This window comes from Chondromyces crocatus, from assembly GCF_001189295.1.
Lineage (GTDB): Bacteria > Myxococcota_A > Polyangia > Polyangiales > Polyangiaceae > Chondromyces > Chondromyces crocatus.
In genome coordinates, this window is sequence record NZ_CP012159.1 from 10,100,421 (window position 1) to 10,125,162 (window position 24,742).

Below are 24,742 nucleotides of genomic sequence, written 5' to 3' on the forward strand. Positions count from 1 at the left end.
CGAGGGGTCAGCACCCTCATGGCGCCGCGAGTGCGCGCCCCCGCGGCTCGACCTCCTCCAGCGACTCCTCCCTGGAGACTGCTGAATCCGCTCCCTGCGGAGCCACTCCGTCCCGCAGGGGCCTCGCCGCCGGATGCGCAGGCGCAGTCAGCGTGTGGGTCGCTGGCCGGAATGGACTGTCCAGGGAGGGACGCGCTGCCGAGCGAGGAGCGCCCCCTTCACGTGAGGAAGGAGGATCTCGATCCAGCGCCGGAGGAGGAATGTTGCTGTCGCCCGTGGTCGCTGAGCCGAACAGCGCGCAGGTCACGGCAGCCACCACCATGGCTGTCCCAGCCCGCGCACCGCGGCTGACGGGACCCTCGCGGCGGCTCTCCGGCGGAGCCTCGACGGCCGACTCGGCCCGCTCCACACCCCCGACGCGCTCGAGCGCCACCGCGCGAGACCTGACCGGACTCGGAAAAATTCCTGAAGCGCTCGGGAACACGCCCGAAGCCTCGGTGGATGTCACCGCCAGGGTGTACACGCACGGCTCGACGTCCGAGGGGGACCCACACCGAGGCATCCGCCGTCGATCCCGCGGTTGGTGCTCCACTGCCTCCAGCGCCTCACGCAGCTTGCGAGCCCGCAGCTGCAGCGCCTCCCCGAGCACCTCGTGGAGCCACTGAGCCACGGCGTGATCGCTGCTCGGCAGCGCCGCGCCCGGGACGGCTTCGTCGAGCGCTTGCATCAGCGCTCCCGCCGTCTGGAAGCGTCGCTCTGGCGCCCTGGCGAGCGCGGAGAGCACCACATGTTCGAGCGCCGGCGGGACAGGAGGCCCGCTCGGCGCCGGAACCCGGAGGCGCGCTCGCGGTCGAGACGAGATGGGCGCCAGCGGATAATCGCTGGCGATGCGGGTCATGGTGATCTGGTCGTCGTCTGCGAGGAAGGGGTGGGTCCCGGCCAGCATCTCGTATAGAAGAATCCCCACGGCGAAGAGATCGGCGCGACGATCGCTCGGCGCGCCGAGGATGTGCTCTGGCGCCATGTAGGGCGCTTTCCCGCGCAACTCGCCGCGCTGCCCGGAGGACGGAGGCGCCGCGACCCACGCCTCGATCGGGATGAGACCGCTCCGTTCCGACAGCGGCGGACCACCATAGAGTGCCACCCCGAAATCGACCAGTCGGACCAGGCCCTCCGACGTAATCAGCACGTTCTCGGGCGAGACGTCGCAATGAACGAGCCCGAGCGGCCTCCCGTCGTCGTCACAAAGCTCGTGTGCCGACTCGAGCCCTGCGCAGATCTGGTAGGCGATCCGCGCGGCGACGAGCGCAGGTGCGGGCCGACCTGCTGCACCGCGGAGTGCAGCGGACAGCGGCTCACCGGCCACCCATTCCATGACCAGGTAGGGCGTGCCACGATATTGCCCACGATCGACGCCCTGCACGACATTGGGGTGTCGAATCCGTGCGGCGACTTCCGCCTCGTCGAGGAACATTCGCTGCAAGGCAGGATCCTCGGCGAGTTCCGGCCTCAGCACCTTGATTGCGAAGAGCTGCTGATACCCGTGCTCTCGCTTCAGCCGCGCGGCCCAGACCTCTCCCATGCCGCCCGAGGCGACCTTCAGGACGAGCTCATAACGCCCGAGGGTCGTCCCCGAGCCCAGATGCAGTGCGCCCCCCACCCTCTATTTGTGGCGCATTGAACGTTCATTCGCCAGTCTTCCTCGCCCTCGTCCAATGCGATTGTGCGCAGTTTGTCTCACTTCAGCGCTGGCGAGGTTCGAACCGCCTTCGACCCAGGCATGAGGCACCGGTGCGACGATCGGCAGCTCCGCGAGGTCATGGCGCGTCTCGTCATCGCAGAACCACGTCGAGGGACGATGCGCGGCGGAGGATGCTTGTCATGAACGGAAGCGGCACGCTGGAGCATGCGCCTGGGGCGACGACGGGTCTCGTGCCTGGCGAGAGAATCGGTCCTTATGAGCTGCTGTTCCAGGCGGCAGAAGGTGGAATGGCGACCATCTGGGCCGCCCGCCCCTGGAATACGAGCGGCGCGCAGAACGTGGTGGCCGTGAAAATCCTCTCCGACGTCCTGCGGGAAGACCCGGAGGGACGCGCCATGTTCCTCGACGAAGCGCGCACGGCGGCGAGAATCACCCACCCCAACATCGGACAGGTTCTCGATTACGGGGAAGACCGAGGCCAGCTCTACCTGGCCATGGACTGGATCGAAGGAGAATCGCTGGCACGCCTCGACGCCGCCCAGCGCGCCCGGGGCGGCAGACTCCCGCTGCGCTGGGTGCTCCAGGTCGCTGCTGCCGCCTGCGTCGGACTGCACGCCGCGCACGAAGCGAGAGACGACGACGGGGAGCTCATGCACCTCGTCCACCGCGACGTCTCCCCCCAGAACGTGATGGTCACCGTCGACGGCATGGTGAAGGTAGTCGACTTCGGCGTGGCGAAGTCGCGCCGCCGCGCCCAGGTGACGCGTGTCGGCGTCATCAAGGGCAAGACGGGGTATTTCTCTCCGGAGCAGATCGCCGGCCACGAGATCGATCGACGGAGTGACATCTTCTCGTTCGGGATCATGCTCTACGTGCTCTGCACCGATCACCACCCGTTCCGCGGGCGCAGCGCCATCGAGACGGTGCAGAACATCGCCACGCGCGACCCGTTCTCACCGCGTGACATGGTCCCCGACATGCCCCGCGCCCTCGATGCGCTCATCCTGCGCGCCCTCTCCAAGGACCCAGCAGATCGGTTCGACAGCGCGCTGGAACTCGGGCGCGCGCTGGAACTCATCAACTACACCCTCGGCTCGGCGGAGGCCTCGACCCGCGGTGACGCGCGTGTCGACGAGCACCTCTCGAACCAGCAGGTCGGCGCCCTGGTCCACACCCTGCTGCCCGGCTCGGCCGACGAACGCAGGGAGCGCCTGGCCCAGACAGCGGCGCGGCTCGATGCCGCCCGGGAGCGCACAGCAGCTCAGACCAGCGCCTGTCCAGAGGCGGAAGCGAGCGGCTCCTGTGCGCATGGAGCCGGGGAGTCCGCCCTCCGGGCGAGCCTCTCGCTCACGGGCGTGTCGACCCCCGAACCGCCGTATACGGAGGGGACATGCGCCATCAGCTCGCCTCCTCGCGGCGAGTCCGTGTCGACCGAGGTCCTGAACCCCCGCCTTTCGCAGGAGGGTGCCGGGAGCGCCCAGAAGCTTCGCCCCGCGCAGCCCAGGCCGCTGGGCTTGCTCTCCGTGCTTGCCCTCCTCGGCGCCCTCGCCCTGGTCACGCGCGCCGGAGAGCAGCTCGCTGGGTCCGCCGCTGCGTGGGACCGCCCCCCAGCCGCACAGGCGCGCGCTGGCGTGGCCACGGAGATGATCGGCGCCGCCTTCGCTGCCCAGGGGGCTTCCACGCCGTCGCCGCCCGACGACGCCACCCCTCACCTCTCCGGGACGACGCCACCCGAGCCAGCACTCCCCACGAGCGATCCTCGACGCGCCACGCCATCCGAAGAGGCTGCGTCGCCCAAACCTCCCCGCGGGACCTCGCGGCTGCGCTCCCCGTGCAGCGTCCCTGTCACGACGTCGACTCCCGCCCCCTCGTCGAGCGCCCATCAGAGGTCAGCCCCGAGGCCGGCCCCAGCCCCCTCACTCCTTGAAGATCCCGCAGACCCACGCCGAAGATCCCACTGACACACGCCGCCCAGCACTGCCCGTGGCCTCACCCCGCCGCCCAGGAGTTCGGCTCGAGCGCTCAGCTCAAGCGCTCACGGCGCGCAGCTCCGGCGCCGAGCGCATGCTCGGGAGCCGATGAACCACCCCGCGAGCCCCGCTCCGCTCGCGCAGACCGAAGGCATCGAACATCGCCCGGTGACGCTCGCTCAGCCCTGCCGTCCGATCGAGCACCGTCTCGAACGAGACGAACAGCTCTTCGCGCCTTCCGTCGCCCAGCGTCCGCTTGAGCGACAACTCCCGCGGAGACGCCGAGCGACGCACGATCTCGCGAATGATGGGCGCGACCGCGCCGATCACCACCTCCGCGATCACCTCCGGATGCACGATGTCACCCACCTGCACCCCGCCGAGCGTCGCCTCGGTGGCCCCCGTCCGGTGAAGCACCAGCTCACCGAGCGTGGACTCGACCCGCGCCCACAGCCGCTTCACCTCTGCCGAATCCGTCGCGTCGAGCACCTCCGGCTCGCCGACCGCCTCCCCCTGCTTGTCGAGGCGCGTCGCCGTGACGCCCGTCGACGACCCCGAGCGCAGCACGATCTCGATCCCCTCCTGCCGCTTCGGGTTGTGCACGAGCGTCATCCTCGCGTCCTCGGGCGTGTGCGTGACCGAGGCGACGAACAGCTTGTCGAGCCGCACCGGACAGGGCCTCGGCTTCCGCAGCCAGGGCTTGCGCATCATCTGGATGGTCACCTCACGCTCCAGCTGGTTCACCCGGGGAGACCGCGACCACAGGTGCGTCACCGGGATCTCCACCCCGAACGTCGCCTCCAGCCCACAGTGCGCCCGCGAGAACACCTCGGCGCTCGCGGAGGCGACGCCCTTCTCCGCACCCCAGCGAATGCTCCACGTCGTCTCCGGGAGCTGGTGCGCCGTGAGGAACGCGCTCAGCGCCGGGAGCACCTTCGCATGCGGGGCGGCGCGGCTCGACGCGGCGACCGCCGACTCGCGCAGACCGAGCACCTCGGCACGCGTCCTCTCGAGAGTCGCCCAGGCGTGCTCCGCGATGCGCGCCGCCGCGAGCTGAACGGGCCCAGCGTCCGGCGCCACCACCGGCGGGTTCGCCCCGAGGCTCTCCTCGATACGGCGCGCCACCGCGTCCAGCGCAGCCAGCTCCTTGGTCACCCGCGCGTCCGTCTCCTGCACCGCGCGGTTACCGCTGTCCACCAGCTCATCGGCCCGGAGCAGCGCCACGCTCGCTTCGGTCGCCGCGCACAGCGTGACCAGGAAGTTCTCGGTCAGAGGAAACGGGGTCGCGTCGCCGTACAGGTATTTCATGACCTCTCCGTGCCGTGGGCAGACCGCCAGTTCGCAACGCCCATGCCACGACGTGAGGAGCCCCTCACCAGCGCCTCGAACGCAGCGCGCACAGCATGCGACTGCACGACCCGCACTCGCGCTGGACAGGTCAGGCCTTGCAGAGAACTTGGCCCGAAGGGTGGACCGGGTGGTGGGTGGATCTATGGTCCCCCACCCGGTACGGCATGGCCCCGGACAGCGCCGCGTCCACACCTTCCACGTGCTCGGATGCTGACTGGAAAGGTCCTGTGACGCTCTCCGACCCGCGCTTCAGGGCACGGCGGTCGGACTGCCCCGCAGCATGAAGAAGATCACCACGCCGGTGATCGAGACGTAGAGCCAGATGGGCAGCAGGATCTTCGCCACCCGACGGTGCTTCTCGAAGGACGCCTTGAACGCGAAGTAGAACGACGCGAGCGCCATCGGCACGATCCCCATCGACAGCACGATGTGGGTGATCAGGATGAAGAAGTAGACGCCCCGGATCGCCCCCGTCCCCTGGAACTTCGTGTCGCCGTGCACGAAGTGGTACGCCAGATAGCAGACGAGGAACAGCGACGACGCCGCGAACGCCGCCACCATCAGGTACTTGTGGACGAGCACCGCGCGGCGCTTGATGGCCACCCACGCCGCCACGAGCAGCGCGGCCGCGAGCCCGTTGAACATCGCGTTGATGGGCGGCAAGAAGCGCAGATCCGCGCCTCCCCCCCCGCGACGCACCAGCAGGATGTATGCGAGGAAAGCCAGCGCCGCCGTCGAGAGGATGGCGTTGAAGACGTAGAAGCTCCTGTCGCTGGTCCGGGCGAGGAGCGCCACGGGGCGGAGGGGCGACGGCATCTCGGGGCCCGTGGGGGACGCGGGCGTCGTGGGGGACGAGGACGACATCGGGGCGATCTGCTCCTAGCTGCTGGGTGGGTCCGGCAGCGGCTCGCGCATGGTCACGAGCTCCTCTGCCGAGGTGGGGTGGATGCCGACGGTCGCGTCGAACTGGGCCTTGGTGGCCCCGCATTTCAACGCCACTGCGAAGCCTTGGGTGATCTCGCCCGCGTCCGGGCCGACCATGTGGACGCCGAGCACCTTGTCGGTCTCCTTGTCCACGAGCAGCTTCATCATCGTCTTCTCCTGACGCCCGCTCAGCGTGTGCTTGAGGGGGCGGAACGTGGAGGCGTACACGTCGAGCTTCTTGCAGGCCTCCCGCGCCTGCGCCTCGGTGAGCCCCACCGTGCCGATGCTCGGCTGGCTGAACACCGCCGTCGGGATGTTGTGGTAATCCATCTTCACCGGCTGCCCGCGGAACAGCGCCCGCGAGAGCGCCATCGCCTCGGCGATCGCCACCGGCGTGAGCGCGACCCGGCCGATCACATCCCCGATCGCGTAGATCGACGGCACCGACGTCTTGAACCCATCGTCGACGACGACCGACCCGTTCGGTGCCAGCGTCACCCCGACCTCTTCGAGGCCCAGCCCCTGCACATTGGGGACGCGACCGATGGCGAAGAGTGCCGTGTCGGCCTCGATCTCGGTGCCGTCCTGGAGCGCCACGCACAGCGCGCCGTCGTCACGACGCGCGAGGCAGCTCACCTCGGTGTTCGGCTTGATCTCGATCCCCTTCTTGATCATCTCCTCGGCCAGGAAGGACCGGATGTCGTCGTCGAACCCGTTGAGCAGGTGCAGACCGCGCACGGCCATCGTGACGCGCGCTCCGAGGCCGGCCAGGATGCCGGCGAACTCCACCGCGATGTAGCCGCCGCCGCTGATGACCACCCGCTTCGGCAACTCGGGCAAGTGGAACGCCTCGTCGGAGGAGATCGCCAGCTCCTTGCCGGGGATGTCCGGCATGCGCGGCTTGCCGCCCGTCGCGACCAGGATCCGCTCCGCGGTGACGCGCTGACCGTCCACCTCGACCTCGTGCGGTCCGATCACCCGGGCGCGCCCCCGGAAGAGCTTGACCCCGGCGTTGGTGAGCAGGCGATCGTAGACGCCGTTCAGCCGCTCGATCTCCTTGTCCTTGTTGCGGACCAGCGTGCTCCAGTCGAAGCCGGGCGCCGTCACGTCCCACCCGTAGCCCCGGGCGTCCTCGAAGTCCTCGTGGAAGTGGCTTGCGTAGTACAGGAGCTTCTTGGGGATGCATCCCGCGTTCACGCAGGTCCCCCCGAGGTATTTGCCCTCGGCGATGGCGACACGCGCACCGTAGCTGCCGGACATCCGGGCGGCGCGCACGCCCCCCGAGCCAGCGCCGATCACGAAGAGGTCGTACTGGTAGGATGTGCTCATGGTGGTCCGATCGGGGCGAGTTGCCCTCCCACCGTCCTAGATCAAGGTCGCAGCCCCGTCACCCTGGCTGCACCTGCTCTCTGAACCGACACGCCCTCCTGGCGATCCGACGACCACGACCCTTCCCCGACGCGGAGCCCCTGTCGCCCTCGTGGCGCCGTGGTATCAGCCATGCGCCAGGAGGATGCCCATGAAAGCCGTCGGCCTCACCCGCTACCTGCCGATCCAGGACCCCGAAGCCCTCGTCGACGTCGAACTCCCCGACCCCGAGCCGAGTGCGCGCGACCTCCTGGTCCGCGTCCACGCCGTCGCCGTCAACCCGGTCGACACCAAGGTGCGCTCCCCCAAGGACAAGGTCGAGCCTTCTCCTCGCGTCCTCGGCTGGGACGCGGCAGGCGTCGTCGAGGCCGTCGGCCCCGACTGCACCCTCTTCAAGGTCGGCGACCCGGTCTACTACGCCGGCGACATCACCCGACCCGGCTGCAACAGCCAGCTCCACCTCGTGGACGAGCGCATCGTCGGCAAGAAGCCCAGCTCCCTCGACTGGGCCGAGGCCGCCTCCATCCCCCTCACCGCCCTCACGGCCTGGGAGTCGTTCCAGGACCGCCTCGGCATCGACCCCACAGGCGACCACGCCGGCCGAAGCTTGCTGATCATCGGCGGCGGTGGCGGCGTCGGGTCCATCGGCATCCAGCTCGCCAAGCTCTGGGGTCTCCGCGTCATCGCCACCGCGTCGCGGCCCGAGAGCGAGGCCTGGTGCCGGGAACTCGGCGCCGATCACGTGATCGACCACCGCAAGCCCCTCGCAGAGGGCCTCGCCGCCATCGGCCTCCAGACCGTCGACTTCATCGCCAACTTCGTCGACACCGCCGCCTACTGGGACACCATGGCCGACCTGATCCGCCCCCAGGGCCGCATCGTCGGCATCGTCGAGACGAAGACCCCCGTGAACGTCACCCGACTCCAGGGAAAGAGCGCCGGCTTCATCTTCGAGATGATGTTCACCCGCGCCATGTTCAAGACCGAGGACATGCAGGCGCAGCACACCATCCTCGACCAGGTCGCCGATCTCCTCGACACCGGACGCCTCCGCGGCACCCTGCGGACCCGGCTCGGCACCATCGACGCCGAGAACCTCCGACGCGCGCACGCCCAGCTCGAGAGCGGCCACACCGCGGGCAAGCTCGCGCTCGAAGGCTGGGGATGAGTCCACGCGGCTCTGCCCGTCGATGAGCACTCCCCCCCCAGAAAGATCGCCTCACCAGGCAGCGCCACGCTGGCGCCGCGCCTTGCCGTCACTCGCGGCCGTCGCGCTCGTGGCCTTCGCCGTCTCCCGCATCCAGCCGGACGCCTTCCTGGACGCCCTCGCGCGCGTCGATCCCCTCGCCTACATCACTTTCTCCATCGCCTTCGTCTTCGCCCTGCTCGCGGCCGACAGCTTCGCCACGGTGCTCGTCTACCGCGGCGCCGGCCTCCCCGTGCGCTACCGCGACTTCTTCGTCCTGCGTGGCGCCTCGTACCTGCCTTCGCTCCTCAACCACCACGTCGGCCAGGCCTTCCTCACGCTCGCCCTCTCCCGCGCGCACGGCGCCTCGCTCGCGCGCACCGCTGGCTCCACCCTGCTCGTCTATGCCTCCTGGCTCGGCTGCTTGCTCCTCCTCGCCGCCGTGACCTTCCCCTTGCACGGCGCCTCGCTCGCCTGGACGGCGCTGACGCTCGCTCCAGGTGTTCTCTACCTCGGCGTCCTCACCGTGCGCCCCGCGCTGCTCGCCAGAACGCGCCTCCTCGCACCGCTCTTCGAGGCGGGTGTACGTGGCCATCTCGTCGCCTTGATCACCCGCCTCCCGCACCTCGCCGTGCTGTTCCTCGGCACCTGGATCCCCTTCTCGTTCTTCGGCGTCCACATCCCGCTCACCACCGCGCTCGTGCGCGTCCCGGTGCTCATGGTCGCCGTCACGCTGCCCATCACCCCGCAGGGCCTTGGCACACGCGACCTGCTCGCGCCTCCCTTGTTCGAGGCGTTCACCCCGGGTGACACCCACGAAGCGCGCCTCGCCGTGCTCTCCGCGTGCACCACGAGCTGGGCGGCAGCGATCACCCTCGTCGAAGCCGTTCTCGGCCTCGCGCTGCTTCGATCCGCCATGCCGCGCGTCATGACGTCGCGCGCGCATCACCGGACGATGTCATCCGACCGGTTTGCGCGGTCGTCAGTTCAGGAGGACATAGACAACAGCACGAGTGAGGATTTGAAGGAGCGATCCGCCTCGGCCGAAGAAGAGAAGAGGGCCGACTTGCCGTGAGCGAGATCGCGCTTATAGGACACCGCAAGCGCGCTTCGGGGTTCCCCCTACCACCGATCATTTGCAACACTGAGGCGTCTGAGCGGGTCTGGCACTCCGCTTACAGAAAAGGACTATGACGAATCCCTACCGATTCCTTGCCACCTCCGATCATCCCATTGCTCGCGCTGCGCGCAGCGTCCGTCGTGCGGTGCAGGACTTCGCGGTCCCAGCACCGAAGCCGGTCGTCTTGCCGCTGCGCCTCGCCTTCGAGGCAGCAAGGGAGGCCTATTACTTCGGGGCACGGGTCTTCGTCAGCGAACCGCTGCTGAAATCCTACGCCAAGGAGTACGGTAGCAACGTTCACAGCGGCACATGGATCCACTGGATCCGTGGCAACGGAGACCTGATCCTCGGCGACAACGTCACGCTCGATGGACGGGTCGTCATCGTCTTCGCCTCGCGGTTCTCCGAGCGCCCCGTGCTCCACATCGGCGACGGGACCACGATCAGCCACGAGTGCCGGTTCACCGTCGGCAAGTCGGTCAGGGTCGGCAAGGACTGTCGCATCGCCGCCCGCGTGTTCATGTTCGACTCCAACGGCCACCCGGCCGATCCGGAGACGCGGCTCGCTGGTGCACCGCCGCCCGAGGAAGAGGTCCGGCCCATCGTCATTGAAGACAACGTCTGGATCGGCACCGGCGCGATGATCTTTCCCGGCGTCACCGTCGGCGAGGGCAGCGTCGTCTCGGCAGGCGCGGCCGTCATCTCCGACGTACCGCCCTACACCGTCGTCGCTGGCAACCCGGCCCGAGTCGTCCGGTCCCTGCGCGATCAGCCCCCTTCCCCGAACCTCTCCGGGCAGGGCGCCCGCGTCGTCTCCATCTCCAGCGCCACCAGCCCTGCGCCAGCGCGCAGCAACGCCCCGAGCGCCGTCCCCCTGGCTGCCGCCGCCTTCGAGGCGCGCCCCAGCGAGAGCGCACCGAACACCCAGGTGACCGGCGGTGGGCTCGACGTCGTGATCTCCATGATCCTCGACCTCGGCAAGCTCTCCCGCATCGGCCCCGACGACGACATCCAGGACGCGGGCTTCACCTCGATCAACATGATGAGCCTCCGCAACGACCTGGAGGACAGGTTCGTCATCGAGTTCCCCAACGACCAGTGGGTTGCCGTGCGCACCCCGCGCGCCATCTGGGTGCTCATCCAGCAGCTCGGCTCGGCCCATGGCGCAGCGCTCGACGCCGCCGCCCTCGCCGCCCCGGTCCCCGCCGACGCCACGCCCGCGCCGCAGGCCGCGCGCACGTCTACCGAGTCTGCACCCCTCGGCCGCGCGCCGGAGGTCACCCCCGACCTTCCGATCGAGCCTGCCTCCCTCGCGCCCCTCGTCCGCGTCGAGGTCGAGCTCAAGCTCCAGGCCTCGGAGATGGCCCAGGAAGAGATCCCCAAGGACATCGCCTTCCTCGACAAGCGCGTCGGCGAGATCGCCTTCCTCGACGATGGCAAGTCCCTCTCGTTCCTCGCCCCCGCCGATCGTGCCGAGGCGCTCGGCAAGCAGGCCATCGAGATCGCCTACCAGAAGCAGCGCAGCCTCCGCGGCCTCGCGCGCAAGATCGTCTACCAGAGCCCCCGCGTCGCCACGGCCGAGTTCCGCGGCACCGGCATGACCGAGGGCATCCACGGCATGGGCCGCGGCCAGATCGCGCTGGAGGGCAACGCCTTGCGCCTCTACCGCTACTTCGACCGCACCCTCGCCGCGCTCGGTGACCCCTTCGCGCCGACGCCGATGCTCACCCCCACGCTCATCCCGACGACGACGCTGTCGAAGTGCGACTACTTCCGCTCGTTCCCGCACATCGTCACGTTCACGAGCCACCTCCCCGAGGACAGGCACCGCATCGACGACTTCCGCAAGCGGCACCACGATCGTGACGACCTCGACGACCGGGCCCTCTCCGACCTGGTGACCCCCGAGGCCTGCCTCTCCCCCGCAGTCTGCTACCACGTGTACGCCGCCAACCGCGACCGGGTGATCGCCGCCGAAGGCCTGCGCTACGCCGTCGTCGGCCGCTGCTTCCGCTACGAGTCGAGCAAAATGACCGATCTCCGCCGCCTCTGGGAGTTCACCATGCGCGAGATCGTCTTCCTCGGCAGCCGCGACGGCGTCCTCGGCCTCCGCGAGCAGGGCAACGTCCTCGTGTCGAACTACCTCGCCGATCACGACATCGCCGGCGAGATCCGGACGGCCAGCGATCCCTTCTTCATCGCCCCCGACGCCGACGCGAAGACCTTCTTCCAGCTCAGCTCCGACACGAAGTGGGAGATCTCGCTGCTCCTCCCGGGCAACGAGCGCCTCGCCGCCGGCTCCCTCAACTACCACTCCGACTTCTTCGGCCGCGCCTTCGCGTGCGACGTCGAGGGCGCGGGCCCGATGCACAGCGTGTGCGTCGCCTTCGGCCTCGAGCGCTGGGTCTACGCCTTCCTCACCCAGCACGGAGACGACCCCTCCCGCTGGCCGGAGATCATCCGTCGCGCGCCCGAACTGGAGGGCAGCGGTGCCGCACGCGGCGCCTCCGTCTCCATCCCCTCGCACCCCGCCTGGCGCGCTGGCCGCAGCAAGCCCGAGCCCATCCCGGCCTCCATCGATCTCGCCCAGGACATCGAGATCGAGCGTACCGACGCCGTGACCCTCTCCGAGCAGTCCGCCACCGTGCTGCGCGAAGCGTGGGTCCCCCCGGTCCTCAACTACAGCGACGAGTACCTCGAGTGGCAGCTCCGCTTCCCTGGTGCCCCCGTCATCGGCGTGACCGCACGCAGCGGTGACGACGTCGGAGGCTTCGCGGCCATCACCCCGCGCCGCCTCAAGTTCCGTGGCGAGGCCTCGCTCGCGTACCTGCTCTCCTTCGTCGCCGTCCGCCCCGCGTTCCGCGGCCGCGGCGTCGCCAGCAAGCTGTACGACGAGCTGCTCGACGCGCTCAAGGGCAGCGGTCTACCTGCGGTCGTCTACGTCGACGAGCACTCCCCCGCCGCACAGCGCTCGCTGCTCGGCTCCGCGGAGCGCGTCGGCATGCGCGTGAAGCACCTCGGCCAGTACGCAAACCACGGCTTCGCCCCCAGCCACGAGTCCGAGCGCATCCCGCTCATCGTCCGGGATGCCACCGACCACGGCGAGGTGCTCTCGCTCATCGACGCTTGCAAGGACGAGCGCGTGCTATGGGCCGCGCCCGACGACGCGCTGCTCGACTACTACGAGCGCGATCCACGCGGCCGCAAGCTCCTGGTCGTCGAGGAAGAGGGCGTCGCCGTCGGCGCTGCGTCGGTCACCCTCTGCGAGATCATGAACACCCTCGGCGAGGTCGACCGCGTCACCTCCGTCGACTCGATCTGGATTCCCGATCCCACCATGCCGCGCGTCGCCACCCTCTTCCGCGGCGCCGCCATGGCGTTCCTCGGACAGGCTTGCTCCCCGGTCGTGAGCGCCCCCAACGTCAGCGCCATCCCCGCCGACGTCCTGCGCGCCGCGCGTGTCCGCCCGACCGGGGCGGTTTACCAGGCCTTCGCGCTGCACAGCGGGGATCATCCGTTCCTCGAGGCCGAGCTGACCAACCTCGAGGTCGTCTAGCACGTCCGCGCGACCCGGCGCGCGTCCGGGTCGCTCTTCCTCCTCGCCCACCTCCCGCGCGTTTTCTCGCTTCTCCGCGCGCCTTTCGCCCATCACCCGGCCTGCGCGCTGCCACACTGGGGGCAGGTCATCATGGTCGCCCCTCACTCTTCGCACAGCCTGTCACGCCCCCTGCTCCGAGCAGCGCGCATCCTGCGTCGTGCCGCCGTCGAGCTCACCACCGCCTCACCATTAGCGGCGCGTGACTCGCTCCGCGCCGCGTTCGCCGTCGCGAGCGCGGTCTTCGGCTTGCGCGAGCGCGCCCCGCGCCTCTCGCTCGACCCCGAGCCCGCGCCACCGCTCACGCGCACCGCCGTCTTCCACGATCCCGACGCGCCCGCGCCACGTGCGTCGGCGCCCAGGGACCTGCCGCTCACGTCGGCTGACGCCGGCACCTTGGCGCTCCGGCTCGCCCCCATCTCCTTGCTCTCGCGCCCCGACAACGACATCGCCCCGCCGACCCCACGGAGCGAGACCACACCCGTGCAGTTCGGACTCTCTCGCGCCCCGCTCTCGGCGCCCGCGCACAGCCAGCCCCTCACGCACGGCCAGAGCGCCTTCCAGAGCGCTCCCCCCGGCCAGCCCCTCGCACACGACGACCTCCTCGCGAACGGCCCGAGCACCGCCACCAGCCAGTCCCTCGCGAACGGCCCGAGCACCGCCACCAGCCAGTCCCTCGCGCACGACGAGCCCTTCACGCACGGCCAGCGCCCCCCTCGCAGCCACATCACGGCCCCGCCGCCGCTCCTCCTCACCACCACCGAACTCCAGCACTTCCCTGCCGAAGCCGGCCAGCTCCTCCGCGAGGCCTCCCCACCGCCCAGCATCCATTACAGCGACGAGTACGTCGCCTGGCACCTCGGCTTCCCTGGCCCAGGCGCCATGACTGCGATCGCACGGAGCGGCGCCCAGCCCGCCGCGGTGTTCGCCATCACGCCACGCCGCTTCCAGCTCTGCGGCCTCGCATCCGACGGCTACCTCCTCTCCCTCCTCGCCATCCAGCCCGAGCACCGGCGCGGCGATCTCGCCGCCCAGATCTACCTCGAAGTCCTCTCCTCACTCCGCGACCGCGCCGCCCCCACCCTCGTCTTTGCCGACGCCCACAGCGCCGAGGAGCAGCTCCTTCTCTTCAGAACCGTCGAGCGCCTCGGGTTCAGGATGAAGCGCCTCCACCCCCTCGTGAACCACGGCTGGTCCTCTCGTCGCGCCCCTCGGAGCGCGAACCGCACCCCGCTCCACGCACGCGAGGCCCGCGATGTCGGCGAGATCCGCGAGGTCATCGCCACCTGCAACGACGACCGCATCCTCTGGGGCGCACCGGACGACGCGCAGCTCGAACACTACCTCCGCGACCCCCGCTCCCGCCGCCTCCTCGTCATCGAAGAAGAGGGTCGCCTCACCGGCGCCGCCACCATCCTTCTCGGCGAGATCGTCAACAAGCCCGGCAGCATCGTCCAGGTCCCCACTCTCGACGCCCTCTGGATGCCCTACCCCACGACCGACCGCGTCACCGCCCTGTTCCACGCCACTGAGCGCCTCTTCGCCGGCGCCGAGAGCGCGTCGCTGGTGAGCGCGCCCAACGTCTCGACCCTCCCCACCGCCCTGCTTCACACAGCAGGCCTCCGCCCCACCGGCGCCGTGTACGACGGCTTCTTGCTCCACGCGACCCGGCACCCCTTCCTCGAAGCAGACGCCACGAACGTGGAAGTGACATGAGGAGCGCAGCGCCCGCGGCGTAACGACGGCTTCCGCGCGGGATGCCCACGGACCGCCCTCGCTTGACCAGCCGCCCTCTGCGACCAACCATGCCTCATCACGCATCGCGCACCGCGCGTGAGCCTCCGGGCGGCGGGCGCGGCGCAGGAGGTCTCATGTCGTCGCAGCTCGGCCTGAACGTAGCGCGCATCCTCTCCGACATCCCCGATCGCCCCCTCCAGGACCCGGGCCTCCAGATCGAACTGAGCAAGGCCACCCTGGAGCGCCCCATCCAGTTCGACGTCGCGGGCGCACGGATCGAGATCACGCCCTCCACCGAGGCGACCATCGAGGCCTTCAACGCCCCGGGTGACGTCGACCGGGATGGCATCGTCGCGAACGCGCCACCCGCCACCAGTGCATCGAGCGACGGCAGCGACCCCACCCGCCCCACGCCCGTCCTCTTCCTCGGCAAGGACGCCTGGCTCAAGTACGCCGTCCGCGCCGAGGCCAAGGCCAGCGGCAGCGGCGAGATGCCCTACCTCGCGGCCAGCGCCAGCGCCGAAACCTCCGCACTCGTCGCCGACTACCGCCGCCACCCCCTCACCCAGAGTGCCCGCGCGGCCGTCCTCGCCGACGTCGCCGCCCTGCGCGTCCCCTTCCTCGCGGAGCACGTCACCGCCCTCGGCGTCGACGACTCCCTCGTCCTCCGCGTTGGCGCCAACCTGGCCACCCGGCTCACCTTGCGCTGGACCGACGTGTTCGCCACCCACCTCTCCGCGCTCGGCAAGCTCCTCCCCGCAGGGACTCCCCTCGGCCTCACCATCGAGGCCGGCGCCTCCGTCAGCGGCTCGGTCCGCATCGCCGACACCTTCCAGCTCGTCTTCTGGCGACACCAGCCCGGTCGCGTGCGCGTCCTCGTCCAGAAGGCGGCCACGCGCGAGGCCAAGCACACCGCCTCCATCTCCGTCACCGTCGAGGCCAGCGACCCCGCCGCCTTCCAGCAAGCGCTCGACGGTACCCTCGACGCCCTGGTCGGCTCCGTCGGCGTGAAGCGCTTCGAGGCGTTGCTCGACAAGCTCGTCCTCGCCCAGCTCGCCGTGAACGAGCTGCCCGTTCTCCAGCGCACCCTCGACCGGCTCGGCCTCGCCCACCTGGAAGCCGACCCTACCGCACTGAAGCGCGCCTGGGAGCAGCTCCAGCAGAAGGCGCGCGACATCCTGCAGAAGATCGCCACGCAGAAGATGACCGCGGGCTTCCGCTACGAGTACGACCGCATCGCCGAGAACGCCACGCTCGTCGACCTGGACCTCACCGACGCCCGCGTGAAGGAGCTTCACCCCCAGCTCGTCACCTTGCAGCTCGCTGGCGCGCTCGGCCGCCTCGCCCCCGGAGAGCTGAAACGGTACCTCCACCAGCGCTCCACCACCGTCACCGAGGCCTGGGGCTTCTCGCTCGACCTCGGCGCCTGGTCGGTCCTCGGGAGCAAGGACGGCAAGACCCTGCGCGAGGTCCGCCTCTACAACACACCGGATCACGAGAACGGACCGCAGAAGGTCGCCTTCCTCGGAACGCGCCTCTACGAGGGCCAGCTCTTCGGAGAGAAGGTCCGCTGGGGTGGCGAGCTCAAGGCGGCGATGAGCACCTTCCGCCAGCACCCCACCGCCGCCGATCTCGCGTACGGCGTGTACCTCCACCTCGCCCGCGGCAACGCGCTCTCCGCGGATGAACTCCGCCAGGCCGTCGACGAAGCCGCCGCCTGGGGTGCCTTCCCCACCAGCGAAGCCGACGCCATCCTCGCGCGGATCAAGACCGCCGCCGGCAACCAGCCCGTGCGCACCCGCCTCGAGCTGCGCATCGACGAGGACCGCGTCTGCCGCGAACTCCTGCGCCTCGTCGCGAGCGCCGCCGTCGACCCGTACGCGCGCGCGCTCTGCCGCGCCCTCCCCTCGAGCACCAACGCCGCCAGGGCCACCCCCGAGAACCGCATCCGCATCTACGGTCCCCTCTGGAAGATGTACCTCACCGAGAAAGGCAAGGACTGGACACCTGCGCGCGCCGCCCGCGAGGCCGAGCACCACCTCGCGAAGCGCCACCCCGAAGCCGCCGACTTCCGCCTCTGGGAGCAGCAACAGCGCGCCGGCAGCCTCGCGGACGTCCTCGAAAAAGAGTCCAGGAGCGGCGGCCCCAACGACTACCTGGGCCTCTACCGCAAGTGGAGCGGGATGACCTCCGCCGTCCAGCAGCTCCACCAGGGCATCCAGGGCCGCGCCGACTGGAGCTGCGTGAAGCGCGCGTTCCAGTCGGTCGAGGACCTCTGGAAGAACGCCTTCGAACTGAAGGCCTTCGGCGCGCTGCTCCTCGACCTCGCCGCGCAGACCACGGCGGGCGTCGGCGCCATCGAGCGCACGTTCACCGTCACCCTCGGCCAGGGCGACGCGGCCCGGAACCTCACCACCACCGCGACCCCCTCCACCTGACGCGAACACCTCTGCGTCCGACGCACGGCGACCCCCGAGAACCGGCGACGCCCCAGGGCCCCCGAGAACCAGCGACGCCCCGGGGCACCGAAGGCGGCCAGCACCGACCGCCATCGGCCACACCCACGGAGAAGATGCGCGTTACGGCGTCCCCTGGCAGGTCACCGCCGCGCCGGCCTGGCACGTGGGCGTGAAGGCCTCACCCGCCACGCGCGCCGAAAGGAACGTCAGGATCTCGGGCAGCGCGTTGGTGGTCGCCTGCGTGTGCGAGGAACCTGCGCACTCCAGATACTGGAGCGGAATCCCCTCGTTGCACAGCGTCGCGAAGGCTGCGCGCTCCGTCGGCGTGTCGACCAGCGAATCGTTCGTGCCGGTCACGAACAGGATGCCGTAGCTCGCCGCGTCCTCCTGGATGCGGGGCACCGACGTCGTCGTCAGCCCGTTCTCGACCCCCATGCAGCCCCAGGGCTCGACCGTGGAGAAATCCCCGCTCGTCGCCGCCGCGAGCAGCTCGGGCTGGTAGACGTCGGAGAGCGACGACACCTGCCCCCCGAGGCCACTGAAATCGCACGACCCGCCGAGAGCGGCCGGCACGTTGACGTCCCACGGCGACACGAACACCTCGTCCAGCCGGTCGGCCGCCCCGTACCACCCCGCGCTGGCTCCGTAAAACGCCGCCATGTTGCTCGACGACGAGCGGAGCGACGTCAGCGCCAGCGTGGCCTGACCGACCAGGTCCGCCGGCGGTACCGTCGCCGCCACGCCGACCAGCTCCAGCTCCCGCGCGTAGTACGGTGCCAACCGGTCGACCCAGAGCGCCGCGTGCCCGCCTTGCGAACCACCGACCACGGCCAGCTTCGACGACGGCAGCGCGCCCCCCTTGCGCAGCTCTTCCGGCCAGTGGCCCAGCACGCGCACCGCGTCGAGCGACGCGATCGCCGTCGCCTGCCCCACCAGGTAAGGATGCAGGAAGCCCGTCGCCGACCCCGAGTGCTTGAGCCCGATGTAGTCCGGCGCCACCACGATGTACCCCGACGAGGCCAGCACGGCCGCAAGCGCGCCCCACGTCGTGTCCGCCGACGAGCCACAGCCATCTGTGAAGCCCGTGGTGCCGTGCAAAAGCAAGAGCGTCGGCAGAGGCGCCGTCCCGGCAGGCACGTTCCCCGGCCACGCCACCAGCGTGGTCGCCTCGATCGGCAGCCCGCGATCCTGCGTCTGGTACGTCACCAGACGGACATCGACGTCGTACTGCAAGGTCACCGGCAAGCTGCCACCGAGCACCTGCCCGGCCAGCGCTTGCAACAGCGCCGCCGAGTACGCGCCAGCGCCCGCGTGCGCCGTCACCTGCCCCAGGGCGATGTCCTTGAGCCACGCATGATCGGCCTGCCCGCACCGGGCCGGCGCGCTCGCCAGCGCGTCGGTCTCCGGCGTCCCACCGACCTGCGGATCGGGGAAGTTCCACGCCGAGCCGCCCCCTTCCCCGCCAGCGCCCCCTTCCCCGCCAGCGCCACCTTCACCCCCCTCGCCACCGACGCCCGAGGTCGTCGTGGTCGTCGTGGTCGTCGTCGTACCGGGATCGGGATCGTCACCACCACAAGCTGCCAGCGCAGCCGCCGCGGAGACCAGCGTCAGCAGGAAGGGAAAGCGTGCATGAAAGAGCGCCATGACAGGACCTCGCTGTGTGGAGGCGCGCAGCCTACACGACCCTCTGCGGCGGAGAAACGCCGCGATGTCCTGCTGGCCCCGGGCGCACACGCCACGCGCGTTCTCCGAAGCACCGCACGATCACACGAGAAATCCCGCACGAAACACGATCCACGAGGCCATCACGCCCTGTCGCCTCGAGCGCCCCCGGGGTGACCCACGGGAGAAAAACAGGGAAGATCAGGCCTCGACCTCCGGCACGGAGCAGTGCGTCGACGACGCGAACTCCCGGACCACTTCGAGGAGCGCGTTGAATGAGACCGGCTTGCGAATGAACCGGACCGCACCATCCGGTGGCCCCTCGTGCGACGCGCTCACGACGACCACGGGGATCGCCGCGAGCCGGTCGTTCTTGCGCATTGCTTCGAGCACCTCACGGCCATCCATGATCGGCATCATCATGTCCAGGAGCACGAGACACGGCCGGGTGAGGCGCGTCAGGATCGCGAGCGCCTCCCGGCCATTGCAGGCGGTCTCCACGTCGCAGTCGGTCTCCATCTGGATGAATTCCTTGACCACATCGCGGATGTCATCCTCGTCATCGACGATCAAGATCACGGGTTTCGGGATCACGATGGACGGAGAAGCAAACTCGCTGCCAACCCGCAACCCCAGGGGAACGACCTGCGCCGATGGCCTCATCTCCAGCCAGCTTCGTCCGCTTCCGGGCCTCCCCGCTGGCGCAGTCGCGCTCACGCCGCAGGGCCGGTCGGGCCCCTCGACGGCTGCCGCCCCCCTGCCGAGCCAGCCTCTCGACGGTCGACGTCGCCCCCCGGGTGGTCCATCGACCCCTCACCCCTGAACCGCACGGCAGGGCCACGCGCCCCCCCCGCACCCAGCCGAGCAACACCGCAACCCCCGAACAAAGCCGCAACCACGAGGCGCTCCACCGATCGACCGAGCAACGACGGAAGCCCTGTCGGGACAGGCTCTCAGCGCTCCGGTATGCTGCGCCCCGACATGGACGCGAACCACCCGAACGCCAAGATCATCCGCGATTTCTACGACAGCTTCGGGCGCAAGGACGCCGAGGGCATGGTCTCCCACTACACGCCCGACGTGCACTTCTCCGACGCCGTCTTCCTGAACCTCCGCGGCGGCGAAGCGTTCGCCATGTGGCGCATGCTCTGCGGCGGCGCGAAGGACCTGGAGATCACCGCCTCGCAGGTCGAGGCCGACGACACGTCCGGCAAGGCGCACTGGGACGCCATCTACACCTTCTCGGCGACCGGCAACCGCGTCCACAACCGCATCGACGCCCGCTTCACCTTCAAGGACGGCAAGATCGTGCGCCACGAGGACACCTTCAACCTCCGCACCTGGGCCGGGATGGCCCTAGGCCTGCCGGGGCGACTTTTCGGCTGGTTCCCGCCCTTCCAGCGCGCGATCCAGAAGAAGGCCGACGGCAACCTCCGCGCCTACCTGAAGGCGAAGCCCGCCGCCGCCGAGACCGGACCCACCACCTAGCGCGGTACAGCGTCGGCAGGCGCAGCGTCGGCAGGCGCAGCGTCGGCGAGCACAGCTCCAGCGAGCACAGCTCCGGCGGGCGCCGCGTCGACCAGGGACGCGGCATCGCCCACGGCGGGTGCAACTTCGGCGAGGAACGGGCAGAATCCGCGCCCCGGCGCGCACGCCGCGTGCCCCCTCACTGGAGCCTCCCTCGCTCATGTCCCAGCCCAGCGCGCCCGCCGCCACAGACAACCGGCTCCCGCGGCAGATCCCGTTCATCATCGGCAACGAAGCGTGTGAGCGCTTCAGCTTCTACGGGATGCGGAACATCCTCACGGTGTTCCTCATCGACTACCTGCTCGTCCACCAGAACCCGGACGTGCAGAGCCGCGAGGGCGCCGCGAAGAGCATCTTCCACCTCTTCGTCAGCGGCGTGTACTTCTTCCCCTTGCTGGGCGGCTACGTCGCCGACCGCTACCTCGGCAAGTACCGCGTCATCCTCTGGCTCAGCCTCCTCTACGTGCTGGGGCACGCCTGCCTCGCCCTCTTCGAGAACAACATCACCGGCTTCTACACCGGCCTGTTCCTGATCTCGTTCGGCTCCGGCGGCATCAAACCCTGCGTGTCCGCGATGGTCGGCGACCAGTTCACCGAGGAGAACAAGCACCTCGTGAAGAAGGTCTTCGCGATCTTCTACTGGACCATCAACTTCGGCTCCTTCTTCGCGTCGCTGCTCATCCCCAAGACCCTCAAGCTCTTCGGCCCCGCCGTCGCCTTCGGGATCCCCGGCATCCTGATGGCCATCGCCGTGGTCATCTTCTGGGCCGGGCGCCGTCACTACGTCGCCATTCCCCCCACCGGACCGAACCCGCACTCGTTCCTGCGCGTGATCTTCAGCGCCCTCGCCGGCCGCCGCGACGACGCCCCCACCACTGGCAGCACCGACGGCAGCACCGACGGCGAGCACTGGCTCGACCGCGCCCGCAGCGCGCACCCCGAGCGCTCCGTGGAGGGCGCCAAGGCCGTCTTCCGGCTGCTCGCCATCTTCGCCCCCATCCCCTTCTTCTGGATGCTCTTCGACCAGAAGGCCTCCACCTGGGTCGTGCAGGCCAAGAAGATGGACCCGAACTTCTTCGGCTGGAAGTTCGAGCCCTCGCAGATGCAGGTGGTGAACCCCGCCCTCGTGATGCTGCTCATCCCGCTCACCACGGGCGTCATCTACCCGGCCTTCAAGCGCGCCGGCCGCGAACTGACGCCCCTACGCCGGATGACCATCGGCATGATCATCGGCGCCATGTCCTACGTCGTCGCCGGCAGCCTGGAGGTCAGCATCGAGGGCGGCGCCTACCTATCCATCCTCTGGCAGATCGCGCCCTACATCCTGCTCACCACCGCCGAGATCCTCATCTCCACCACCGGCCTGGAGTTCGCCTACAGCCAGGCACCGCACGAGATGAAGGGCACCGTGATGAGCTTCTGGAGCCTGACCGTGACCGCCGCGAACCTCGCAGTGGCGCTCGCCGCCTACCTGAACGTGTTCACCGGCTCGGCACAGTTCTTCTTCTACGCGGGCATGGCGCTCGTCGCCGGCATCGTGCTCGGCCTGATCGCGAAGAACTACAAGGTCGTCGATTACTACCAGCCCAAGGCCGGACTCCCGCGCGCCGGGGTGAACCCGGATCCCAGCGCCGCCTGAAAGAAAGCGCGAGCCCTGACGAGCGCCGTCAGGGCACCGCCACGCCGGCCAGCCCTCCAATGCGACGCGCGAGCTGCTCGAAGACGCGGTAACAACCTCGCACGGCATCCAGGTACGCGCCGCGCACTCCATCCGCAGGTTTCAGCAGGAATATCGGTTTTCGAGCGGCCATGGCGAATGACATCAGGCTGTAGTAGGGCCTGAGAACAGCGAGTCGGAAGGGGTCCTCGTCCGGCACAGGGATGTTGCCTCCCTTCTGATCAAGCACCGCCTCCCGGTAGACTTGGGGATCTTCTGGAGCCAGACATCGTGGCTCTTGGAGCGGGTAGAGAGAGCGGCGAAGCTCGCCAGCACGTACCCGATCGGCATCATCCGCCCCGCCACGTTCACCCGCTGGCCCCGTGGCATGCCTCGAACGCGCGCTCACTCCCGCAAGGACAGACCCGCGGCCCAGCCTCCCCCGACGCCTCGCCTGCCTTCGCCTCGCTCCCCTCGCGGGCCAGCACCACGGTCAGGTGCTGCGTGTGCGGATGCTCCGGCCCCAGACGCTCCAGGAACACCCCGTGCGCGTGCCTCAGCAGCGCGAGACCGTGCACCCGCTCTCCGTGAAGCACGTGGAACTCACCGAGCCCTGCCTCGCTCAGTGCCACCCCGAGGTGCTCCCGCGTGCCGTGGACGCGGACCTCGATCGCCAGCGCCCGCTCCAGGTGCGAGCGCATCCCTTCCAGATCGCCCTGCTCGCTGAGCACCCCGGCCATCTGGTGCAGCGTGGCGGCGACCGATGGGTGCTCCTCGGTCCCGAACACAGCACGGTGGATCTCCAGCGTCCGCGAGAGGCACTCCCGCGCTCCGGCCAGATCCCCTTGCGCCTGGAGCACGTTGGCCATCGCGTGGAGCGACACCGCGAACGACGGATGCTCCTCGGTCCCGAACACCTTCGCCTTGATCGAGAGCGCGCGCTCGAGCAACGCCCGCGCTCCGGCCAGGTCGCCACCGGCTTCGAGCACGCCGGCCAGCGAGTTCAGGGACGCCGCGAACGACGGATGCTCCTCGGTCCCGAACACCTGCGCCTTGATCGCCAGCGACCGCTCCAGCAGCGCGCGCGCTCCCGCACGATCGCTCTGCGCATGGAGCACACCCGCCAGGTCGTGGAGAGCGAAGGCGACCTCCGGGTGCGCCTCGGTCCCCAGCAGCTTGCTCTTGATCGCCAGCGACCGCTCCAGACACGCCCGCGCCCCGGCCAGGTCGCTCTGGTCCTGGAGCACGCTGCCCAGCAGGCGCAAGGACACCGCGGCGGCCGGGTGCTCGTCGGTCCCGAACACCCGGGTCTCGATCCGCAACGACCGCTCCAGGTGCTCACGTGCCCCGGCCAGGTCGCCCAGCGCGCGCAGCACGCTGGCCAGGGAACTCAGCGACGCGGCGACCTCGGGATGCTGCTCGGTCCCGAACACCTCGGTCTTGATGTGGATCGCGCGCTCGAAGTGCGCCCGTGCCCCCACCAGATCCCCCTGGGCCTGGAGCACGCAGGCCAGCACGTGCAGCGTGATGGCGACCTCGGGATGCCGTTCGGTCCCGAACACATGCGCCTCGATGCGCAGCACACGCTCCAGGACCGCGCGCGCTTCGACCAGGGCGCCTTGCGCGCGGAGCACGTCGGCCAGCATGCCGAGCACGGGAGCCACATCCGCGTGCATCTCGGTACCGAGGACGGCCACCAGGATACCGAGCGCGCGCTCCAGGAGCGCGCGTGCCCCGGCCAGATGGCCTTGCGCATGGAACACGCGCGCCAGGGAGCTCAAGGAGGCGGCGACCTCGGGATGCTGCTCGGTCCCGAACACCTGCGTCTTGATGCGCAGCGACCGCTCAAGAAGCTCACGCGCGCCCGCGACGTTGCCCTGAGACAGGAGGACACTGGCCAGCGTGTGCAGCGACGCAGCGACGCCCGGGTGCTGCTCGGTCCCGACCAGCCGAAGCAGCATGTGCAGCGACCGCTCCAGGTGTTCACGCGCTGCCGTGTAGTCCCCCTGTGCGTGGAGCCTGACACCCAGCTCGTGCAGCGAGAACGCCACGGCAGGGCTATCGCCGCTCGCTCCTTTGGCCTCGTTGCCAGCGAATCGCCCCTGCGTACCCATGGCCGCGGAGGCTAGCTCACCAGAAAAGGGCGTCGCCATCACTTCGGGCCGGATCCCTGGGCGAAATGCGCGGGTGAGACCGAAGGCGAGGGTGGGGAACCGCAGGAGCTTCGCCACGGGAGGACGCGCGAGAGGACGCGAGAGAGGGCGCGCTTCGAAGCGTCCTGCTGGGCGGGATGCCCGCGGAACTGGCTGCGCTGCGGAGCTGGATGCCCGCCGAGGAAGAGACCTACCGTGTCGGTGTCCACGACATCCAGGTGCGTAGGAAGCGTCGCGCATGAAGTCGGAAGCGAAGACGCATCGCCCACGCGATCAGGGCTGACGCAGCGGGCGCCTTGGTGCTCGATCACCCGAGATCCGTTGGCTCTTCA

Annotated in this window: 16 protein-coding genes; 8 read left to right on the forward strand and 8 right to left on the reverse strand. The window is 69.7% G+C overall.

The features are described 5' to 3' along the window. Nucleotides 1–16: 16 nt before the first annotated feature. The gene (locus CMC5_RS36550) at nucleotides 17–1,660 is read right to left on the reverse strand and encodes a serine/threonine-protein kinase (protein ID WP_050434733.1); all 1,644 of its coding nucleotides are present in this window, start codon (nucleotides 1,658–1,660) and stop codon (nucleotides 17–19) included. 221 nt (nucleotides 1,661–1,881) lie between these two features. Between CMC5_RS36550 and CMC5_RS36555 the strand changes: the two genes are divergently transcribed. Next, on the forward strand, nucleotides 1,882–3,663 hold the full coding sequence (locus tag CMC5_RS36555; protein WP_050434734.1) for a serine/threonine-protein kinase: 1,782 nt from the start codon (nucleotides 1,882–1,884) through the stop codon (nucleotides 3,661–3,663). A 66-nt stretch (nucleotides 3,664–3,729) separates the two neighbouring features. Here CMC5_RS36555 and CMC5_RS36560 read toward each other — a convergent pair whose 3' ends face one another. The 3 genes from CMC5_RS36560 to gor form a co-directional block, all read right to left on the reverse strand. Next, nucleotides 3,730–4,980, reverse strand: coding sequence for a hypothetical protein (locus CMC5_RS36560; protein WP_050434735.1), 1,251 nt, complete (start codon nucleotides 4,978–4,980; stop codon nucleotides 3,730–3,732). A gap of 291 nt (nucleotides 4,981–5,271) precedes the next feature. After that, nucleotides 5,272–5,838 carry a DUF420 domain-containing protein gene (locus CMC5_RS36565; protein ID WP_050436347.1) on the reverse strand — a complete coding sequence of 189 codons (567 nt, stop codon included), beginning with the start codon at nucleotides 5,836–5,838 and terminating at the stop codon, nucleotides 5,272–5,274. A 63-nt stretch (nucleotides 5,839–5,901) separates the two neighbouring features. Further along, nucleotides 5,902–7,275 (reverse strand): glutathione-disulfide reductase, encoded by a 1,374-nt coding sequence (gor, locus tag CMC5_RS36570; protein WP_050434736.1) that lies wholly within the window; start codon nucleotides 7,273–7,275, stop codon nucleotides 5,902–5,904. A gap of 190 nt (nucleotides 7,276–7,465) precedes the next feature. On the opposite strand from gor, the gene CMC5_RS36575 reads away from it, so the two are divergent. The 5 genes from CMC5_RS36575 (at nucleotide 7,466) to CMC5_RS36600 (ending at nucleotide 17,390) form a co-directional block, all read left to right on the forward strand. After that, nucleotides 7,466–8,482, forward strand: a complete 1,017-nt coding sequence (locus CMC5_RS36575) for a zinc-binding alcohol dehydrogenase family protein (RefSeq protein WP_050434737.1) — start codon at nucleotides 7,466–7,468, stop codon at nucleotides 8,480–8,482. An 82-nt stretch (nucleotides 8,483–8,564) separates the two neighbouring features. Next, complete coding sequence (locus tag CMC5_RS36580) at nucleotides 8,565–9,575, forward strand: lysylphosphatidylglycerol synthase domain-containing protein (RefSeq protein WP_050434738.1); 1,011 nt, start codon at nucleotides 8,565–8,567, stop codon at nucleotides 9,573–9,575. Between the two features lie 115 nt (nucleotides 9,576–9,690). Next, nucleotides 9,691–13,176, forward strand: a complete 3,486-nt coding sequence (locus CMC5_RS46720) for a GNAT family N-acetyltransferase (protein ID WP_179955498.1) — start codon at nucleotides 9,691–9,693, stop codon at nucleotides 13,174–13,176. A 132-nt stretch (nucleotides 13,177–13,308) separates the two neighbouring features. Continuing rightward, the gene (locus CMC5_RS43590) at nucleotides 13,309–14,931 is read left to right on the forward strand and encodes a hypothetical protein (protein ID WP_050434739.1); all 1,623 of its coding nucleotides are present in this window, start codon (nucleotides 13,309–13,311) and stop codon (nucleotides 14,929–14,931) included. Nucleotides 14,932–15,086: 155 nt separating this feature from the next. Beyond that, nucleotides 15,087–17,390 carry a hypothetical protein gene (locus CMC5_RS36600; RefSeq protein WP_050434740.1) on the forward strand — a complete coding sequence of 768 codons (2,304 nt, stop codon included), beginning with the start codon at nucleotides 15,087–15,089 and terminating at the stop codon, nucleotides 17,388–17,390. A gap of 141 nt (nucleotides 17,391–17,531) precedes the next feature. Here CMC5_RS36600 and CMC5_RS36605 read toward each other — a convergent pair whose 3' ends face one another. Together CMC5_RS36605 and CMC5_RS36610 are read right to left on the reverse strand one after the other, a co-directional pair. Next, a complete protein-coding gene (locus CMC5_RS36605) occupies nucleotides 17,532–19,055 on the reverse strand; it encodes a lipase family protein (protein ID WP_050434741.1) in 1,524 nt (507 codons plus the stop codon). Between the two features lie 219 nt (nucleotides 19,056–19,274). Further along, the gene (locus CMC5_RS36610) at nucleotides 19,275–19,736 is read right to left on the reverse strand and encodes a response regulator (protein ID WP_050434742.1); all 462 of its coding nucleotides are present in this window, start codon (nucleotides 19,734–19,736) and stop codon (nucleotides 19,275–19,277) included. 303 nt (nucleotides 19,737–20,039) lie between these two features. Between CMC5_RS36610 and CMC5_RS36615 the strand changes: the two genes are divergently transcribed. Continuing rightward, nucleotides 20,040–20,561, forward strand: coding sequence for a nuclear transport factor 2 family protein (locus CMC5_RS36615; protein WP_245678056.1), 522 nt, complete (start codon nucleotides 20,040–20,042; stop codon nucleotides 20,559–20,561). 199 nt (nucleotides 20,562–20,760) lie between these two features. Beyond that, nucleotides 20,761–22,239 carry a POT family MFS transporter gene (locus CMC5_RS36620; protein ID WP_050434743.1) on the forward strand — a complete coding sequence of 493 codons (1,479 nt, stop codon included), beginning with the start codon at nucleotides 20,761–20,763 and terminating at the stop codon, nucleotides 22,237–22,239. 28 nt (nucleotides 22,240–22,267) lie between these two features. On the opposite strand, the gene CMC5_RS47100 is transcribed toward CMC5_RS36620, so the two are convergent. Then, nucleotides 22,268–22,411, reverse strand: coding sequence for a hypothetical protein (locus CMC5_RS47100; protein ID WP_218920146.1), 144 nt, complete (start codon nucleotides 22,409–22,411; stop codon nucleotides 22,268–22,270). Nucleotides 22,412–22,625: 214 nt separating this feature from the next. Then, on the reverse strand, nucleotides 22,626–24,371 hold the full coding sequence (locus CMC5_RS36630; RefSeq protein ID WP_218920148.1) for a tetratricopeptide repeat protein: 1,746 nt from the start codon (nucleotides 24,369–24,371) through the stop codon (nucleotides 22,626–22,628). Nucleotides 24,372–24,742 lie beyond the last annotated feature (371 nt).

Excerpts from the sequence above, each read along its gene's own strand:
- CMC5_RS36575 (WP_050434737.1), top strand. The coding sequence starts at position 7,466 with ATGAAAGCCGTCGGCCTCACCCGCTACCTGCCGATCCAGGACCCCGAA.
- CMC5_RS36565 (WP_050436347.1), bottom strand. The coding sequence starts at position 5,838 with ATGCCGTCGCCCCTCCGCCCCGTGGCGCTCCTCGCCCGGACCAGCGAC.
- CMC5_RS36600 (WP_050434740.1), top strand. The coding sequence starts at position 15,087 with ATGTCGTCGCAGCTCGGCCTGAACGTAGCGCGCATCCTCTCCGACATC.
- CMC5_RS43590 (WP_050434739.1), top strand. The coding sequence starts at position 13,309 with ATGGTCGCCCCTCACTCTTCGCACAGCCTGTCACGCCCCCTGCTCCGA.
- CMC5_RS46720 (WP_179955498.1), top strand. The coding sequence starts at position 9,691 with ATGACGAATCCCTACCGATTCCTTGCCACCTCCGATCATCCCATTGCT.
- gor (WP_050434736.1), bottom strand. The coding sequence starts at position 7,275 with ATGAGCACATCCTACCAGTACGACCTCTTCGTGATCGGCGCTGGCTCG.
- CMC5_RS36615 (WP_245678056.1), top strand. The coding sequence starts at position 20,040 with ATGCTGCGCCCCGACATGGACGCGAACCACCCGAACGCCAAGATCATC.
- CMC5_RS36605 (WP_050434741.1), bottom strand. The coding sequence starts at position 19,055 with ATGGCGCTCTTTCATGCACGCTTTCCCTTCCTGCTGACGCTGGTCTCC.
- CMC5_RS36630 (WP_218920148.1), bottom strand. The coding sequence starts at position 24,371 with ATGGGTACGCAGGGGCGATTCGCTGGCAACGAGGCCAAAGGAGCGAGC.
- CMC5_RS36555 (WP_050434734.1), top strand. The coding sequence starts at position 1,882 with ATGAACGGAAGCGGCACGCTGGAGCATGCGCCTGGGGCGACGACGGGT.
- CMC5_RS36620 (WP_050434743.1), top strand. The coding sequence starts at position 20,761 with ATGTCCCAGCCCAGCGCGCCCGCCGCCACAGACAACCGGCTCCCGCGG.
- CMC5_RS36560 (WP_050434735.1), bottom strand. The coding sequence starts at position 4,980 with ATGAAATACCTGTACGGCGACGCGACCCCGTTTCCTCTGACCGAGAAC.
- CMC5_RS47100 (WP_218920146.1), bottom strand. The coding sequence starts at position 22,411 with ATGGCCGCTCGAAAACCGATATTCCTGCTGAAACCTGCGGATGGAGTG.
- CMC5_RS36610 (WP_050434742.1), bottom strand. The coding sequence starts at position 19,736 with ATGAGGCCATCGGCGCAGGTCGTTCCCCTGGGGTTGCGGGTTGGCAGC.